Source organism: Paenibacillus sp. ATY16 (assembly GCF_003399985.2).
GTDB lineage: Bacteria > Bacillota > Bacilli > Paenibacillales > Paenibacillaceae > Pristimantibacillus > Pristimantibacillus glycanilyticus.
Map to the genome: position 1 here is coordinate 167328 of NZ_NMOK02000014.1, position 16015 is coordinate 183342.

Annotated in this window: 12 protein-coding genes; 10 read left to right on the plus strand and 2 right to left on the minus strand. The window is 55.3% G+C overall.

Annotation, left to right across the window (positions count from 1 at the left end):
- Nucleotides 1–336: 336 nt before the first annotated feature.
- Together CFI03_RS07735 and CFI03_RS07740 are read right to left on the minus strand one after the other, a co-directional pair.
- On the minus strand, nt 337–1647 hold the full coding sequence (locus CFI03_RS07735) for a glutamate-1-semialdehyde 2,1-aminomutase (protein WP_116394102.1): 1311 nt from the start codon (nt 1645–1647) through the stop codon (nt 337–339).
- 559 nt (nt 1648–2206) lie between these two features.
- Complete coding sequence (locus tag CFI03_RS07740) at nt 2207–3271, minus strand: LCP family protein (RefSeq protein WP_116394103.1); 1065 nt, start codon at nt 3269–3271, stop codon at nt 2207–2209.
- A gap of 253 nt (nt 3272–3524) precedes the next feature.
- Here CFI03_RS07740 and CFI03_RS07745 point away from each other — a divergent pair, with 253 nt between their 5' ends.
- The 10 genes from CFI03_RS07745 to guaA all read left to right on the plus strand — a co-directional run bounded on the left by CFI03_RS07745 (nt 3525) and on the right by guaA (nt 15959).
- Nucleotides 3525–4601, plus strand: a complete 1077-nt coding sequence (locus CFI03_RS07745) for an ABC transporter ATP-binding protein (RefSeq protein ID WP_116394104.1) — start codon at nt 3525–3527, stop codon at nt 4599–4601.
- Complete coding sequence (locus tag CFI03_RS07750) at nt 4598–5392, plus strand: ABC transporter permease (protein WP_116394105.1); 795 nt, start codon at nt 4598–4600, stop codon at nt 5390–5392. The genes CFI03_RS07745 and CFI03_RS07750 overlap by 4 nt, the downstream gene beginning before the upstream one ends.
- Before the next feature lie 6 nt (nt 5393–5398).
- The gene (locus CFI03_RS07755; protein ID WP_116394106.1) at nt 5399–6190 is read left to right on the plus strand and encodes an ABC transporter permease; all 792 of its coding nucleotides are present in this window, start codon (nt 5399–5401) and stop codon (nt 6188–6190) included.
- A 38-nt stretch (nt 6191–6228) separates the two neighbouring features.
- Nucleotides 6229–6696 (plus strand): thioredoxin-dependent thiol peroxidase, encoded by a 468-nt coding sequence (gene bcp, locus CFI03_RS07760; protein ID WP_116394107.1) that lies wholly within the window; start codon nt 6229–6231, stop codon nt 6694–6696.
- A gap of 156 nt (nt 6697–6852) precedes the next feature.
- Nucleotides 6853–8148, plus strand: a complete 1296-nt coding sequence (locus tag CFI03_RS07765; protein WP_116394108.1) for a polysaccharide deacetylase family protein — start codon at nt 6853–6855, stop codon at nt 8146–8148.
- 73 nt (nt 8149–8221) lie between these two features.
- Nucleotides 8222–9244, plus strand: a complete 1023-nt coding sequence (locus tag CFI03_RS07770; RefSeq protein WP_116394109.1) for an AAA family ATPase — start codon at nt 8222–8224, stop codon at nt 9242–9244.
- Nucleotides 9241–10731, plus strand: a complete 1491-nt coding sequence (locus CFI03_RS07775; protein WP_116394110.1) for a DUF58 domain-containing protein — start codon at nt 9241–9243, stop codon at nt 10729–10731. The genes CFI03_RS07770 and CFI03_RS07775 overlap by 4 nt, the downstream gene beginning before the upstream one ends.
- Entirely contained in the window at nt 10721–13192 is a 2472-nt protein-coding gene (locus CFI03_RS07780; RefSeq protein WP_116394111.1) for a transglutaminase TgpA family protein, read from the plus strand. Before CFI03_RS07775 ends, CFI03_RS07780 begins: the two co-directional genes overlap by 11 nt.
- Nucleotides 13193–13456: 264 nt before the next feature.
- The gene (locus CFI03_RS07785; RefSeq protein WP_116394112.1) at nt 13457–14317 is read left to right on the plus strand and encodes a polysaccharide deacetylase family protein; all 861 of its coding nucleotides are present in this window, start codon (nt 13457–13459) and stop codon (nt 14315–14317) included.
- A 106-nt stretch (nt 14318–14423) separates the two neighbouring features.
- Entirely contained in the window at nt 14424–15959 is a 1536-nt protein-coding gene (gene guaA / locus CFI03_RS07790) for a glutamine-hydrolyzing GMP synthase (protein ID WP_116394113.1), read from the plus strand.
- The last annotated feature ends 56 nt before the right edge of the window (nt 15960–16015 follow it).

Below are 16015 nucleotides of genomic sequence, written 5' to 3' on the forward strand. Positions count from 1 at the left end.
CCCGCAATTTGCGGGGGCTTATCTTGTTATGCGGCGTTGCCGGGTGAGCGGAGCAATAAGACCCTGGAAGGGTCTTATTGGCAGAGAGAGTTGTGGGAATGGCGGGCATAAGACCCTTTGAGGGTCCTATTTGCTTAAAAGGCGTAAGAAGATTGCCTGTTGAAGCGGTGTTGCAACGCAATAAGACCCTGGCAGGGTCTTACTGGCAGAGAGAGTAGTGGGAATGGCGGGCATAAAACCCTAGCAGGGTCTTATTTGCCTATCAGGGCCGTTAAGTGTGCTGATGCAGAGAATATGAAAAAGCTGTTCCAGTACGGAACAGCTTTCTGCATTTCATTACAGCTTCGAGAAGGCATGCTCTGCTGCTGCAAGAGTAATCTCGATATCTTCCTTCGTATGGGCAGTGGTCAGGAACCACGCTTCATATTTGGAAGGGGCCAGGTTGATGCCCTGCTCCAGCATAAGCTTGAAGAAGCGGCCGAATATTTCGCCGTCGGTATCCTGCGCTTCGTCATAGTTGGTTACCGGATGGTTGCAGAAATGGGCCGAGAACGAACCTCGGATTTGGTTAACCGTCAGAGGAATGCCATGCTTTGCAGCCGAAACGCGCAGGCCGTCTGCGAGCGTTGTCGCCAGATCGTTCATGCGGTCATAGATGCCTGCTTCCTGAAGCACCTCAAGACACGCGATTCCCGCCGAGATGGAAGCGGGATTGCCCGCCATCGTGCCTGCTTGATAAGCAGGGCCAAGCGGAGCAACCTGCTCCATGATTTCCTTGCGGCCGCCATAAGCGCCAATCGGGAGTCCGCCGCCGATGATTTTGCCAAGCGCGGTAAGATCCGGCTCGATGGCTTTGAAATCCGGGAAGGCATTAAACGTTTGCGTCGTGCCGTAGTGGAAGCGGAACGCCGTAATAACCTCGTCGTAAATAACAAGGGCGCCGGCTTCGCGAGTCATTGTGCAGAGACCCTCCAGGAAGCCCGGCTTAGGCATCACCATGCCAAAGTTGCCGACAATCGGCTCCACCATAACGGCGGCCGTATCGTCACCCCAGCGCTCCAAAGCTTCCTTCAGGGCGTCCAGGTCGTTAAACGGTACCGTAATCACTTCATGCGCGATACTGGTCGGAATGCCGGCGCTGTCCGGAATGCCAAGCGTAGAAGGGCCGGAGCCCGCGGCAACGAGCACAAGGTCGGAATGGCCGTGGTAGCAGCCGGCGAACTTGATGATTTTATTGCGCTTCGTGAACGCGCGGGCAACCCGAATCGTTGTCATAACGGCTTCCGTGCCGGAGTTCACGAAGCGGACTTTATCCAGAGAAGGGATCGCATCCTTCAGCATGCGGGCCATCTGGATTTCCAGCTCGGTAGGGGTACCGTAGAGCGTACCGTTTTGCGCCGCCCGGACAATCGCTTCCGTAATATGCGGATGGGCATGTCCCGTAATAATGGGGCCGTAAGCCGCCAAATAATCGATATAGCGGTTATCGTCGACATCATAGAAGTAGGCGCCCTCCGCGCGCTTCATGAACACCGGCGCACCGCCGCCAACCGCTTTATAAGAGCGGGAAGGGCTGTTGACGCCCCCGACGATATGCTGCAGCGCTTCCTCGTAAAGCGCCTCTGAACGTTTGCGTTGCATAGACATGAAAGAAATCCTCCGTAGTTCGTAATATGTAAGCCGGTTGCCTGCGCAAACAGCCTGAATGAAGAAAAATCGACACTTCCCATTATCGCGCAGTCGGAGCAAAAAGCAAAGTCATGCTCAAGGGCGTTTCTGGCCTAGCAGATATCTTTCTCCCCGTTGTAAATTATAGGCTCCGCAAGCAGCTGCGTGATCTTTATCCGCCAAACATGGCTCTGCTGCTCATTCACCTTGTACGAAATGCAGTATATTTGCCCCAGGAACAGGGTTAGGACAAGTTATACTGTACCAAATGCAGGATATCACTCGGAATCTAGCCCAATTGGGAGGCTAATTCTATCGTATCCTGCATTTCGTGCAGGCTATATCTGCCTACGGGGCTCAAATACGTGAATATGCTGAACTTCATGCAATATAACGCAAGCGACAGCTAAGCCAATGATTAAACAAATAAAAGGTTAGCGTGCTCTACCTTTAACCGCATAAATGCGAAAGGACCAGATCTCGCCGGTTGGCGGAGATCTGGTCCCTTTTTGTAAAGCTAACTCCCTTTATTCTACCCCTATTGCGCGGTACTGCTGTTAACCGAATTTGTAGTGGTATCGGTTCCGTTCTCGGCACCCGGCGATGGGGATGGTGTAGTCTCTGTATCATCCTTCGCCAGCGTATCTTGAACCGTTGCTTTCAGTTCATCCAGGTCTTTGACGCCAATCACGGCCGCGCCGCCTACATGCTCTTCGGCGATCTGATCCATTGGAGGAACCTGCTGCGTGCCTGCCAAGTGGGAATCGACGCCCAGCTGGCCAAGCTTCAGCATATCGGTAACCTGGAGGTTCGTCTCGATGTAAGGCGATACGCTGTCCAGAATCTTTTTCATCTGTACGATGTTCCAGCCTGATTTAAGCTTGTCGGCTACAGCGCCTAAAAATTCGCGTTGGCGCTCGGTGCGAGTGAAGTCGCTCATTGCGTCGTGGCGGAAGCGAACGTATTGCAAGGCTTTGTCGCCGTCCAGCAGCTGGTAGCCCTTTTTCAGATCGATATCGTATTTATTTTTGTCGGCGTTATCCGTATAGTGCATATCTTTTTCAACGTCGAAGTATACGCCGCCGATCGAATCGACGAGGGCTTTGAATCCTTCGAAATCCGTGTACACATAATATTGAATGTCGAGACCAAGCAGGTCTCCGACGGTTTTCATGGCCAGCTGCGGTCCGCCTAGCGTAATCGCCGTGTTGATCCGGCCTTTGCCATGCCCTTCGATATCAACGTAGGTGTCCCTGAGGACGGAGAAGAGATGCGCCTTTTTCGTAACCGGGTCAAAGGATGCGATCATGATGGAATCGGACCGCGGAACCTGATTTTCTTCCAGACCGCGAGCGTCGCCGCCGAGAAGCAGAATATTGACGCGTTCTTTGCCTTCCCATTTCGGAGGCGCTTGAGCGGGGGTTGTATTGTCTTCGAATTGGCCAAACCGGGAATCCTCTTTGTTCTTGCTGAAATTGTCTAACGAATTATATACGCCGGTGCCCCAGTAAACCAGGCCGGCGATGGCAATAACTATAACTACGAGAAAACCGCTGAGTACCCATTTCCAAGGTTTTCTTTTCTTTTTAGCTTTTGTAGCCATGACTGTAGTAGTGCTCCTTTCAGCAACTCATCCTGCAAAAGTGTGTAAACCCAAATCAGACAGGCGATCCATCGCTCCCGAATCGATGATGCCTGCCATTTACGCAAAACCATAACTATTGTAATATTACATATCATAAAATTATAAAGCGGAACGATAGATAGACGCAAGTTTTATCGTTTCCCTTGGAAAAAACTCATAATTCCCCGGGAAATGTCGACCGTTCTTAACGGAGAGGAGTTTTATTAAACCCATGCTGGCGATTGATGTCAAAGATCTGCGAAAGCAGTTTAAAGTGCAAAAGAACAGAGAAGGCTTGTCCGGCGCTCTAAAGGATCTGTTCAAACGGGAATACAACGAGGTTACAGCCGTTAAAGATATATCGTTCCAAATTCCGCAAGGCGAGATTTGCGGTTATATCGGCGAGAATGGCGCAGGCAAATCGACTACGATTAAAATGCTGACCGGCATTCTGGTACCGACATCCGGACAACTGAAGGTAAACGGTTATGTACCCTACAAGGACCGCGAAAAATTTGTCGGAGGGATTGGCGTTGTTTTCGGCCAGCGCTCCCAGCTTTGGTGGGATATCGGTGTTATTGAGTCTTTCCAGTTGCTGCGCAAAGTATATCGCGTATCCGAGCAAGATTTCCGCAAAAGACTGGACAACCTCGTGGAACGCCTTGATCTTGGCGATCTTCTGAACCGTCCGGTCCGCAAGCTGAGCCTTGGGCAGCGGATGCGCTGCGAGCTGGTTGCATCGCTGCTGCATAATCCGTCGATCCTGTTCCTCGATGAACCAACCATTGGCCTGGACATCGTGGTGAAGACGGAAATCCGCGAGTTCCTGAAGGATCTGAACCGCGAAGAGGGGACCACGATTCTGCTTACCACTCACGACCTTCAGGATATCGAAGCCTTGTGCTCGCGCGTCATTATGCTGGATGACGGCCGGATTATTTATGACGGCGGACTGGAAGAGCTGAAGAACCGCTGGAGCAAAGGACGCGAGATCCAGTTCCAATTCGGCACGCCAACGTCGCTTGCGAAGCTGCAGCTGCTAACGGCAGGACTGGATGTTACCTGGACAATGAGCGAGCAAGGCGCCTCCATGTGGCTGCCGCATACGATTAACGTATCGGACGCGCTTGGCGTAGTTGTAGGCGGGGCGGATATCCGGGATATCAAAATCCTCGAGACCAACACCGACGATATCGTGCGCGAAATTTATCGCTCCGGTTCAGCGTCGGCATCTGCCGCCGCAACGCTGCTGGAAGCCGAGTCCCCAAAGCAGGAGGCCGAGGCTGAGAAGGAGACTTCTCTGCGATGATGAGCGCTTACGTCGATTTTATCCGAATCCGGTTTCTGACCATGCTGGCTTACCGCGTTAATTATTATAGCGGTATCATTATTTATGCGATTAATATTGGAGCGTATTATTTCCTCTGGAAAGCGATTTTCGGCTCGGCCGAGACGCTTCAAGGCTTTACGCTCGCTCAAATGACGACGTATATCGCCGTGTCGTGGATGGCGCGCGCCTTTTATTTCAATAACCTGGACCGCGAGATTGCGAACGATATCCGGGACGGAAGCATCGCGATGCAGCTGATCCGCCCGTATTCCTATTTGCTCGTCAAAATGATGCAGGGACTTGGCGAAGGGCTGTTCCGCCTGATCCTCTTTATGGGTCCGGGACTGGTTATCGTCTGTCTGCTGTTCCCGGTCAAGCTGCCGAAGGACCCGGCTGTATGGATTGTCTATTTCATTATGCTGCTGTTCAGCTTGTTCATTAATTCGCAGCTTAATATTTTGACCGGTCTTGCGGCCTTTTTCGTGGAAAATAACGAAGGAATGATGCGGATGAAGCGGGTGCTTGTCGACCTGTTCTCCGGCGTGCTCATTCCGATCGCCTTCTTCCCGGGCTGGCTGAAGGGGACGATGGAATGGCTGCCCTTCCAGGCGATCACGTATTTGCCAAGCGCCGTCTTTACCGGACGTACCCCGATGAGCGAAGCCTGGGGCGTACTGGGCATTCAGGCGTTGTGGTTCGTTATTTTGCTCGTGCCCATTATGTTTACTTGGCGTGCGGCCCGCAAGCGGCTGTTCGTGCAAGGAGGTTGATTCAAGATGCTGTATGCCGTGTTATTCTGGGAATATATTAAAAACTATGCCAAAACCCGTCTTACCTACCGCGCCGACTTCTGGGTCGAGGTTCTGTCGGACTTGATGTTCCAGGGGATGAACCTGGTCTTCATCCTTGTCGTGTTCCAGCACACGCCTTCGCTTGGCGGCTGGTCGGAGTCGGAGGTTATTTTCGTATACGGCTTCTTTATGATTCCTTACGGAATCTTCTCTACCTTCTTCGGGATGTGGAACTTCAGCGAGCGTTATATTGTAAAAGGGGAGATGGACCGCATCCTGACGCGTCCTGCCCATAACCTGTTTCAAGTGCTGCTCGAAAACGTGGATCCGCCGTCCCTGATCGGCTCCGTGGTAGGTGCGGTTATTATGGCCGTCTGCTGGAATGATCTTGGGCTAGCGTTCCACTGGTATTATGTCTTGATTATGCTGTTGTTCGTGCTTGGCGCCGTGCTTGTGTATGGCGGGATTTATACGGCGCTGTCGGCGATATCGTTCTTCTCGGATGCGCCGACGGGCATCGTACCGCTTATTTACAACGTACAGAACTATGGCCGTTATCCGGTCAACATTTATAACAAAACGATTCGGTTCGTCTTGACATGGCTGCTGCCCTTTGCCTTTGTAGGCGTAATTCCGGCATCGTATTTCCTGGATAATAAGGCCGATGATTTGTCTCAGCTGGCCTGGTTTACGCCGGTTATGGGCGTGATCGTGTTCGGACTGGGGCTGGCGCTCTGGAATCATGGCGTCAAGCGGTACCGCGGGGCGGGCTCGTAGGCCCGGCAGGTTAAGGCAGGTATTGGAGGTTTAGTGGCATGAGTACGATTGAAGTAGGCAAAAAAGCGCCGGATTTCAAGCTGCCGGCATCAAACGGCGAGACGGTGAAGCTTAGCGATTACCGCGGGAAAAAGATTGTCCTCTATTTCTACCCGAAGGACAATACGCCTACCTGTACGCAGCAGGCTTGCGATTTCCGCGATGCGTATCCCGCTATGGTGGACAGTAATACGGTCGTGCTGGGCATCAGCCCGGATCCGGTCAAGTCGCATGAGAAGTTTATCGGCAAGCAAAGCCTGCCGTTCCTTCTCCTGTCGGACGAGAATCATAAGGTATGCGAGAAGTATGGCGTCTGGCAGATGAAAAAGATGTACGGCCGCGAGTACATGGGCGTAGTCCGCTCCACCTTCCTCATCAATGAGAAAGGCAAGCTTGTCCGCGAGTGGCGCGGCGTAAAGATCAAAGGCCATGTCCAGCAGGTGGCAGGCGAGGCGGCCAAGCTATAACGATTGAAAGACGGGTCCTGTGGACCCGTCTTTTTTGTTTGCGCGGCAGAAAAACAATATACGAAATGAATGATTAACGGGGCATTTGCTAGATTTGCCGTTCATATACTCTACTAGTTTGATTACTTACGAGAGTAGAGAAGGGTGGCAAATGTGATGCGATTGCTGGTGCAGACGGGATTATGTTTGGTTGTGTTATGGTTTGGGCTGCTTGGAGCCGGTCCGGTAACGGAGGATCAGGGGGAGGCGGCAAGCGAGCTGGCGCATGCGGGGCTGGCGAGCGAGGTAGCCGCGGCTGCCGGGAGATCTGCGGAAGGACCCGCCGTGCATCAGGAAGAAGGGGCGGGAAGTCCGATTCTAGCGGATCAGCTGGTTAACTATAGCGCGGAGGAAGCGAAAACGGCGGCGGCCAAGCCAACCGTCTATTTGACGTTTGACGATGGCCCAAGCGAGAAAACCAAGGAGGTTCTTGCCATCCTGAAGCGCGAGGGCGTGAAGGGAACCTTTTTTATGCTGGGCAAGGAAGTGAAGCAATATCCGGATATCGCGAGGCAGGTCGTGAAGGAAGGCCATGCCATCGGCAATCATACGTACGATCATGTGTATAAAGAGCTGTACAGCAGCTTCTCGGCATTCGCCAAGCAGGTTATGGATACCGACGATGAAATCTATAAAGTGACGGGAATACGGACCAATCTGCTGCGTGCGCCGGGAGGGACGTTTGGCAACTTTGACCAAGGGTATTACGACGCGCTTGCCAAGGCCGGCTATATCGTCAACGACTGGAACGTGGACAGCGGCGACTCGACGCGGGTAGGCGTGCCGGCCCAAGAGATCATCAACACCGTTAAAGGCTCCAGGCTATCCAGTAAGGTAGTTGTGCTGATGCATGACAGCTCCATCCATGGGGAATCGGTAAAGGCGCTGCCGGAAGTGATCGATTTTTTCAAAAACAAAGGATATCAGTTCGCGGTGTTAACCGACCAGGTCAAGCCGATCCAATTCCGCCTCTCCCCATCGATGAAGTGGAAGCGTCCCAAAGTGACGGCTGCGGAGACATTGACTCTCGTTCAATATACGGCCCGGACGAGAACAACTCTGCCCCGGCAAAATACCCAAAGCTTAATCATTCATGCCGGCGGAGAAGACATTCCTTTTGCACCGCAGGATTACAGGATGTTAAACGGCACCATTGATGTTCCTTTGCGGCAGCTGTCTTTAGGGCTTCATGGCATTATCCGTCTCGACATGGCAAGCGGAGTCGTCGAGGCCATGGTGAACAATCAAAGCGCAAGCTGGACGGCAGCGGAGGTAGGAGGCAGCGGAACGTCCCTGCCGAGCCGGATTATGGTGCCGTTAAGAGAGACGCTTCAGCGGTTTCATTTTGGAATAAGCAGAATAACGGTTACGGAAGGCAAAAGAGAGATTTGGGTTGAGCCGTCTTCCGTCTAGCAGGTCTAAATAGAGAGGCGCGTGGCGATACTGAAAGATAGAGAAGCTATTTTTCAGGAGGTCGATGATAGAGATGATCGTGCCGAAATTCGAAGGCTTGCAGGGAAGAGCGGAAGCGCAGTCTTGGCCGGAGCCGCCGCAGGTACTGCTGCAAAGGCTTATTCATAGAGTAGATCAGGTTTTGCTAGGAAAAAGAGAAACGGTTACCCAGCTTCTGACGGCTATGCTGGCCGGCGGCCATGTGCTGCTGGAGGATGTGCCGGGCGTGGGGAAAACGATGCTGGCGGGCGCTTTTGCCCGCGTGCTGGGGGGAGAATTCAAGCGGATCCAGTTCACCTCGGATATGCTGCCTGCGGATGTGATCGGCGGAGCGGTCTGGGACAGCCGGATCAGCGAGCTTGTCTACCGGCCCGGGCCGATTATGGCCAACATTGTTCTGGCGGACGAGATTAACCGGACTTCGCCAAGAACGCAATCGGCGCTGCTCGAAGCGATGGAGGAGCGGAGAATCAGCGTGGAAGGGGAAACCCGCAGGCTGCCCGAGCCGTTTGTGCTTATCGCGACGCAGAATCCGCTAAGCTATGAAGGAACCAATACGCTGCCGGAAGCGCAGCTGGACCGTTTCATGATGCGGTTGTCCATTGGTTACCCTTCTATGGAGAACGAAGCGAAAATGCTGGAGCAGTATGCGTCGGGCTCGAGGCTGGAGCCTCATCAGGTTCGTCCGGTCCTTATGCTGGAGGAGTGGCTGCGGATGCAGCGGGAGGTTCGGCAGGCGCATGTCCATCCCGGACTGCTCGAATATATGGCCAAGGTGACGGATGCGACTAGACGCGCGCCCGAGTTGGAGCTGGGATTAAGTCCGCGGGCGGGACGCGACTGGCTGCGCGCGGCACAGGCAAGAGCTTACGTGGAGGGAAGAAGATACGTCCTGCCGGATGATCTGTTCGCCACCGGGGAGGCTGTGCTGGCGCATCGGCTGAACGGCGTAAGCGCCGGCGGAAGACAGGTATCCGAAGCTTTGACCCGGATTATGAGAAGCACGCCTCTGCCCGCGTCAATTGCCCCCGGTCAAATCGCAGGGAGGCAGAAATGAAGAGGCGGGGAAACGACTCGAATGTCATGCTGGCGGAAGCGGCCAAAGGACAGCCGGCACAAGGCTTCCCTCCTTCAGCCGGCAATAAAACGAAGCCGGCCGGAGCAGGAATGACCGGAACGGGAGCGCAGGAAACGGTTGTAGAAGAACCGGCGCAGTCTGCGCGTCCTTCGGTATACCGCACCCGCTGGGGAGCTTGGCTCCTCATAGCGGCCGGCTGGCTGATGAGTCTGGGCGGCATGCTTACCCGGGGCGGGGCGGTGGAGACTTTTATGCTTATTGTGCTGAGTCTGCTTCCGTTGTTATCGATTGTTATGCCGCTGCTCTCGACCCTTGGCCTTACGGTCAGCCGGATTATCCCGGAAGCCAAAATCAAAGACGGGGACGAGGCGGTTATACGGCTGACGTTAAGGCGTTCTTCCATTGTACCTTTCGTATGGATAGCCGTTCACGATGGAATGACCAATACCAGCACGGCAAAAAGGACGAGCTTGGACTATCGTTATCTTGTGGCGCCTTTGCTGCGCAAAGAGGTAGAGATCAGCTATTCCGTTCTTGCCGTCAGGCGCGGGGAGCATCAATTCGGCCAGGTGACGGTAACGGTTGGCGATTGGCTTGGACTTACGGCTTTTCACAAAAAGCTGGAATGTCCGGGCACCCTAGTAGCCGTCCCCGCGCTTCCGGAGCAGCAAAGGCGCCGGGCAGAGCAGCTGCACGGAGCTATGGCGGAGCAGGTATCGGGCGATTCTTCGGCGGCTTTTATAAGCGACGGCGGAGAGATCAGCGCCATTACCGCGGACAGGCTGCTGCAGCAGGCCGGAATCGGGCCGGACAGCAGACCGTACCGGGAAGGGGACTCGATGCGGCATATTAATTGGCGGGCTGCGGCCAAAGGACGAGGGATGTTCACAAAGCAGCATCTGCTCGAGCAGCCGGCCGAGATTATAATGATCGCGGATACGCACAGCGCTGCTTTTAATCATGACGGGCGGCTATTTGACGCTTCTCTGGCATGGCTCGCAAGAGGAATGGAACAGGCGGCAGCGGACGGCTGCGATGTCCGGCTCCTTGCGGGGACAGTTGGTACAGGAGGGGCAAAGGAGAAGCAAAAGCGGGGCGGCCAAGCCGGCCAGCAGGTTAACCAACTGCTGGAACGGCTGGCGAGGCTGAAGCTCACGAAAACGGCAGTCTCCGTTGACAGCCTCCGGACGGAGCTTGGAGGCTTGAAGGCCGGAGGCGTAATCCATGTCTATACCGCGGACTGGAAAAGCGGTCAAAGCTGGATTAAACTTGCCGCTTATGCGGCCGATCAGAAATGCGGAATCCGTCTGCATGTCGTCACGAAGCAAACAGTTCTCACGTTTGCGATGCGCGAGCAGCAGCGCCTTCTGGAAGAGGCGGGATTGTCCGTCAACTGGCTCGCTTATCCGGATAAAATGAACCGGCCGACGCAAACGGCGGAAGGAGGCAGCCGGCATGCGAGATAATACTCCCGATAACGGGTCGCTGGGCTTCCGCGTACTGACGACCGCCTTGTTATTTGGCCTATTGGCCGAATGGCTTCTGCCTTGGCTCCACTACAAGGAATGGGCGGATGTCTACCAGATTGGCCCGCTGCTGACGGTGGTTGGATGCGTAATGGTTATGGGGCTTTTTCGCCCGGCCTGGTATATGTCGCTCCTCATGAACGGCTTCTTATGCGTCATAACCATCATGCTTCTATTTAAAGGAAATGACGAAAACGCGCTGCAGTGGCTGGCGAATTACCCCGGCATGCTGGCCGGAGATATTAAAGAGCTGTTCACTTACGGCATGTGGACGATGACCAGCGAGCTGAGGACGCTGCTGCTTTTCGCAGGCTGGGCTATGCTGGCTCCCGCGCTGCAGGCCCTTGTATGGATGAGGCAGGTTGCTCTGGGTCTGACGGCGATTACGGTCTCTTACCTGCTGATTCTTCATACTTGGGTGGGCATCGACGTGTTTAACGGCTTGCTTCGCACAACGGCGGAGGGCCTGCTGCTCGGAGCCGTCGTAACGATGGCCAGGGTAAGGCGGATGCAGGGCGGCGGCAGCGAATTCGACCGTCAGCTCCATCCGAAATGGCTGGCTGCCGGCGAATTTCTGGTGCTTTTATGCGTGGGCGTCGGAATGCTGTTGTCCAGCGGGCAGCCTAGGCAAACGGAGCCTTCGGCATGGACGGTAAACGCTGCGAATCGGCTTGAACAGGCGATGGCGGAGCTTGACAAGGAAAATTATTCGGCTGCCATGCAGGCGGCGATGGGTACGGCGGGGCAAGGCCGCGGCATGACCGGGTACGGCTTCGACGACCGGGAGCTTGGAGCTTCCCTATCCCAGGACGATACGGTGGTGTTCAGCGGGTTTTCGCCGGTTCAAACCTATTGGAGAGGTGAATCCAAAGCCGTCTATAACGGACGCGGCTGGGACAGCAGCTGGAGCGGGAAAGTGCTGCATCCGGTGGAATACGGTGATAAGCCATCCGAGCTTGCGGCCAGCCCTACCGGGGATAACCGGACCATCCGGCAGACTGTCATTATGACCGAGCCTTCCGCATCGCAGAGCTTGCCGCTTTTTTTCGCGGGGAGCGGGGGACGCGTGCTTAGTCTGTCGGCCATTGATCCCAACCGGCAATTAAGCACGTATGTGGAGGATGAGCTGGCGGGCGCTCTGTATGCGGCGGATAAGAAAGCGCAGGTGGAGCGGTACACCGTCGAGAGCCGGCTTCCGGTAACGGATACCTCCTTGTTGCGTGAGGCTGACAGCTCTGCTTTTGCGGGAGAAACCGCGGCGCTTGCGCAAACCGAAGAGACGGATCTGACGGACTACCTGCAGCTGCCGGATTCTTTGCCGCACCGCGTGAAGACGCTGGCAGACAAGATTGTCGGAGACGAACGGGCCGACCGTTACGATCAGGTGAAAGCGGTCGAGCAATATTTGAAAAACAGCTATACGTATTCGCTGGACAGTACGGTTCCGCCAAAGGGAGCGGACTTTGTCGACTACTTCCTGTTTGAGAAGGAGCGAGGTTATTGCGTGCATTTCTCCAGCGCTATGGTTGTCTTGCTCCGCGAGGAAGGGATTCCGGCTAGATGGGTAAAAGGCTTTGTATCCGGGACGCCGGTATCCACGGCGGGAGCGGACGCTGCCAGCGCAGCCGGGACCCTCTACAATGTGCGGGCAAAGGATGCGCACGCATGGGTAGAGGTGTACTTCCCCGGCGCAGGCTGGGTGCCGTTCGACCCGACGCCGGGCTTTGCCGGCGGCACGGGGCCAGCTGGTGCTGACGCCGGGGCATCGGCGTCCGGCGGGCTGTCATCGGCCGGCGGAGCTGCCGATGATGCGGGTGCGCCAGAGCATGCCGATGCCGGAACGGACGGCATGCTGGCGCGGTTTGAGGCGGCGGTGGACCACGCCGCCTCGGCCGTCGCGCGAGGGGCGGATGCCCTCGCGCAGGCGGCGCGGAGCGCCGCCCATGGCGCGGCGGCGGCTTCGCCCGCCGCGCTGGCCGCCGCAGGCGCGGCCGCACTGCTCTTCGCGGCCGGCCTTGCGGCAGCGGCGCAGCGCAGGCGGGTGCGCCTCGCGCTCGCGCTGCGCCGGTACGCCGCAGCGCATGGCGCAGGCCGCGCCGCGGCCGCGCAAGAGCAGTTCGCCGCGGTATCCGCCGCGGCGTGGGTCCTGCTCGGCCGCCGCATGATGGCGCGACCGCCGCATCATACCGCGCGCGAATACGCGGACGCCGTGTCGGCGTCGATGCCCGGCGCGCGCGCCGATGCGCTTCGGCGGTTCATCGCCTGGGACGATGCCGCCCGGTTCGGGCAGCGGGGCGAATGGATCGCCCCGCCTCCGGAGGAGCTTGCCGCCGCGATGAACGCGCTGCTCGGCAAGCCCCGCAAAAGCGTTCCGGCGGCCTCTGTGCAAGCCGCCGACTAATCAAAGCCCGTCCCCCGATTGTAACCGGGGGACGGGCTTTTTTGCTTAAAGCGCAAATTGGGCAACTCAATGAGTAAGTTTAAAGAGGTTAAGGCCCTTTAGGGACCTTAACACTAAAAAAGAAGCAGCTGCTCGGGCGTTTAAGGTCCCTCAGGGACCTTGAATCTCACATTTCCCACTAATATGCATACTCTCCCCGACAGTTGCCATGCTAATAAAAATGGAAAACTACAGCGAGATTGCGTACAGAAGGGGGATTTTCCAATGCATCGATTATTCGCGGCTTTCGTAATCAGCATCCTGCTTGTTTCTGCGTTAGCGGGCTGCGCCAGTCATCGAGAGACGGAGCAGGGCAGGAACGCGCAGCCTGAGCCTAATGCGTATTCCGAGGAAGAAATGCCGATTCAAATACAAAATGAAGACGATACGCCCGAGCTGGTAGGCGGTCCGGAGGATGCCGTCCGCAAGGAAGAGCCGCTGACGTTGGCTGAGCTCCGAGAAAAGTATAGAAGCACGTTTTTGCTGCGGGGCGACTCCAAGGAGAAGCGCGTGGCGCTGACCTTTGACGACGGTCCGGATGAGACTTTTACGCCGCTCGTGCTGGACGAGCTGAAAAAGGCCGGCGTCAAAGCGACTTTTTTTGTCGTGGGCAACCGGATTGAAGCGAACCCGGATATTTTTCAGCGGATGGTAAGCGAAGGACATGCGATTGGCAATCATTCGTATAGCCATCCCAACTATTTGAAGCTGTCCGATGAACAATTCAGAGAAGAAATCGAGAAAACCGACCGTCTCATCAAAACCTACATCGGCCATCTTCCGTCTCTCGTAAGACCGCCGTACGGCGGAGTCACGGAGGGGCAGATCAACTGGCTGGCCAGCATGGAGAAAAAAATCATTAACTGGAACGTGGATTCTCTGGACTGGAAAGGGTTAAACGCTGACGAAGTGTATGCCAATATTATGGATGCGACCAAAAACGGAAGTATCGTTTTGCAGCATTCCGCGGGTGGCGAAGGCGAGGATCTGACAGGGACCGTGGAGGCGTTAGGACGGGTCATTTCCAAGCTGAAGGAAAAGGATATGGAGCTCGTAACCGTACCAGATCTCATTCATTTGCGATAATGCCACCGAAAAGTCGACATAAATCGGGATTTGCCACGCTCTCCTACCTTGACTCGTCCAAAGGGCTATAGATATAATTACTACATTAATTGAGGGAGGCTCGGTAATGAACAAGAATGAAATTATCATTGTACTCGACTTTGGGGGACAGTACAATCAGCTGATCGCGCGCCGCATCCGCGACTTGGGCGTATACAGCGAACTGCTGCCATTTAACACGTCGGTAGAACGGATCCGCGAACTGCAGCCGAAAGGCATCGTATTCTCGGGAGGACCGGCAAGCGTATACGAAGAAAATTCCCCGTTGGTAGATCCGGCTATTTACGATCTCGGCGTGCCAATCTTTGGCATCTGCTACGGCATGCAGCTGATGTCGCATCAGCTCGAAGGCAAAGTAGAGCGTGCCGGCAAACGCGAGTACGGTAAAGCGGAAGTGGACTTTGCGGAAGGCAGCCACCTGGCAAAAGGCCTGGACGCGCGTCAAACGGTATGGATGAGCCATAGCGATCTTGTAGTCGAGCCGCCTGCGGGCTTCCGCGTCGACGCAAGCACCGAGCATGCTCCAATCGCTGCTATGAGCCATCCTGACCGTAAATTCTTTGCGGTACAATTCCATCCGGAGGTTCGCCACTCCGTGTACGGCAACGAAATGATTCGCAACTTCCTTTACAACATCTGCGGCTGCGAAGGCAACTGGACGATGGAATCGTTTATTGAAGATACCATTCGTGATATCCGTAACCAAGTTGGCGATAAAAAAGTGCTGTGCGGTCTGTCCGGCGGCGTAGATTCCTCGGTTGTTGCGATGCTGATTCACAAAGCGATCGGCGATCAATTGACATGCATGTTCATCGATCACGGCATGCTTCGTAAGGACGAGGCTGAGAGCGTAATGGAGACGTTCGTCGGCAAGTTCGATATGAAAGTCGTGAAGATCGACGCAAGCGAGCGCTTCCTTGGCAAGCTGAAAGGCGTTACCGACCCTGAGCAAAAGCGTAAAATTATCGGTAACGAGTTCATCTACGTGTTCGACGAAGAGTCGGCTAAGCTTGGCGAGTTCGATTTCCTCGCGCAAGGCACGCTGTACACCGATATCGTCGAGAGCGGTACGGCTACGGCGCAGACGATCAAGTCGCATCACAACGTTGGCGGGCTGCCTGAAGATATGAAATTCCAGCTCGTTGAGCCGCTGAAAACATTGTTCAAGGACGAGGTTCGTAAAGTAGGCGCGGAATGCGGTCTTCCGGACGAAATCGTTCACCGTCAGCCGTTCCCGGGTCCTGGTCTTGCGATCCGTGTTCTTGGCGAGGTGACGGAAGACAAGCTGCACATCGTTCGCGAATCCGATGCGATTCTGCGTGACGAAATCGCAAAAGCCGGTCTTGACCGCGAGATCTGGCAGTACTTCACGGCTCTGCCCGGAATGAAGTCCGTCGGCGTTATGGGTGACGCTCGTACGTATTCGTACACGGTCGGCATCCGCGCCGTAACGTCCATCGACGGCATGACAGCGGACTGGGCTCGTATCCCTTGGGATGTTCTCGAGAAAATCTCCGTTCGTATCGTTAACGAAGTGGACAACGTTAACCGTATCGTTTACGACGTAACGTCGAAGCCACCTGCAACGATCGAGTGGGAATAAAATATAACTAAGGAAAGAGGCGTCCCAAAGCCAATGGCTGAGGGGACGCCTCTTTT

Coding starts and splice junctions, on each gene's coding strand:
- CFI03_RS07740 (WP_116394103.1), bottom strand. CDS start 3,271: ATGGCTACAAAAGCTAAAAAGAAAAGAAAACCTTGGAAATGGGTACTC.
- CFI03_RS07765 (WP_116394108.1), top strand. CDS start 6,853: ATGCGATTGCTGGTGCAGACGGGATTATGTTTGGTTGTGTTATGGTTT.
- CFI03_RS07750 (WP_116394105.1), top strand. CDS start 4,598: ATGATGAGCGCTTACGTCGATTTTATCCGAATCCGGTTTCTGACCATG.
- guaA (WP_116394113.1), top strand. CDS start 14,424: ATGAACAAGAATGAAATTATCATTGTACTCGACTTTGGGGGACAGTAC.
- CFI03_RS07775 (WP_116394110.1), top strand. CDS start 9,241: ATGAAGAGGCGGGGAAACGACTCGAATGTCATGCTGGCGGAAGCGGCC.
- bcp (WP_116394107.1), top strand. CDS start 6,229: ATGAGTACGATTGAAGTAGGCAAAAAAGCGCCGGATTTCAAGCTGCCG.
- CFI03_RS07780 (WP_116394111.1), top strand. CDS start 10,721: ATGCGAGATAATACTCCCGATAACGGGTCGCTGGGCTTCCGCGTACTG.
- CFI03_RS07785 (WP_116394112.1), top strand. CDS start 13,457: ATGCATCGATTATTCGCGGCTTTCGTAATCAGCATCCTGCTTGTTTCT.
- CFI03_RS07770 (WP_116394109.1), top strand. CDS start 8,222: ATGATCGTGCCGAAATTCGAAGGCTTGCAGGGAAGAGCGGAAGCGCAG.
- CFI03_RS07755 (WP_116394106.1), top strand. CDS start 5,399: ATGCTGTATGCCGTGTTATTCTGGGAATATATTAAAAACTATGCCAAA.
- CFI03_RS07735 (WP_116394102.1), bottom strand. CDS start 1,647: ATGTCTATGCAACGCAAACGTTCAGAGGCGCTTTACGAGGAAGCGCTG.
- CFI03_RS07745 (WP_116394104.1), top strand. CDS start 3,525: ATGCTGGCGATTGATGTCAAAGATCTGCGAAAGCAGTTTAAAGTGCAA.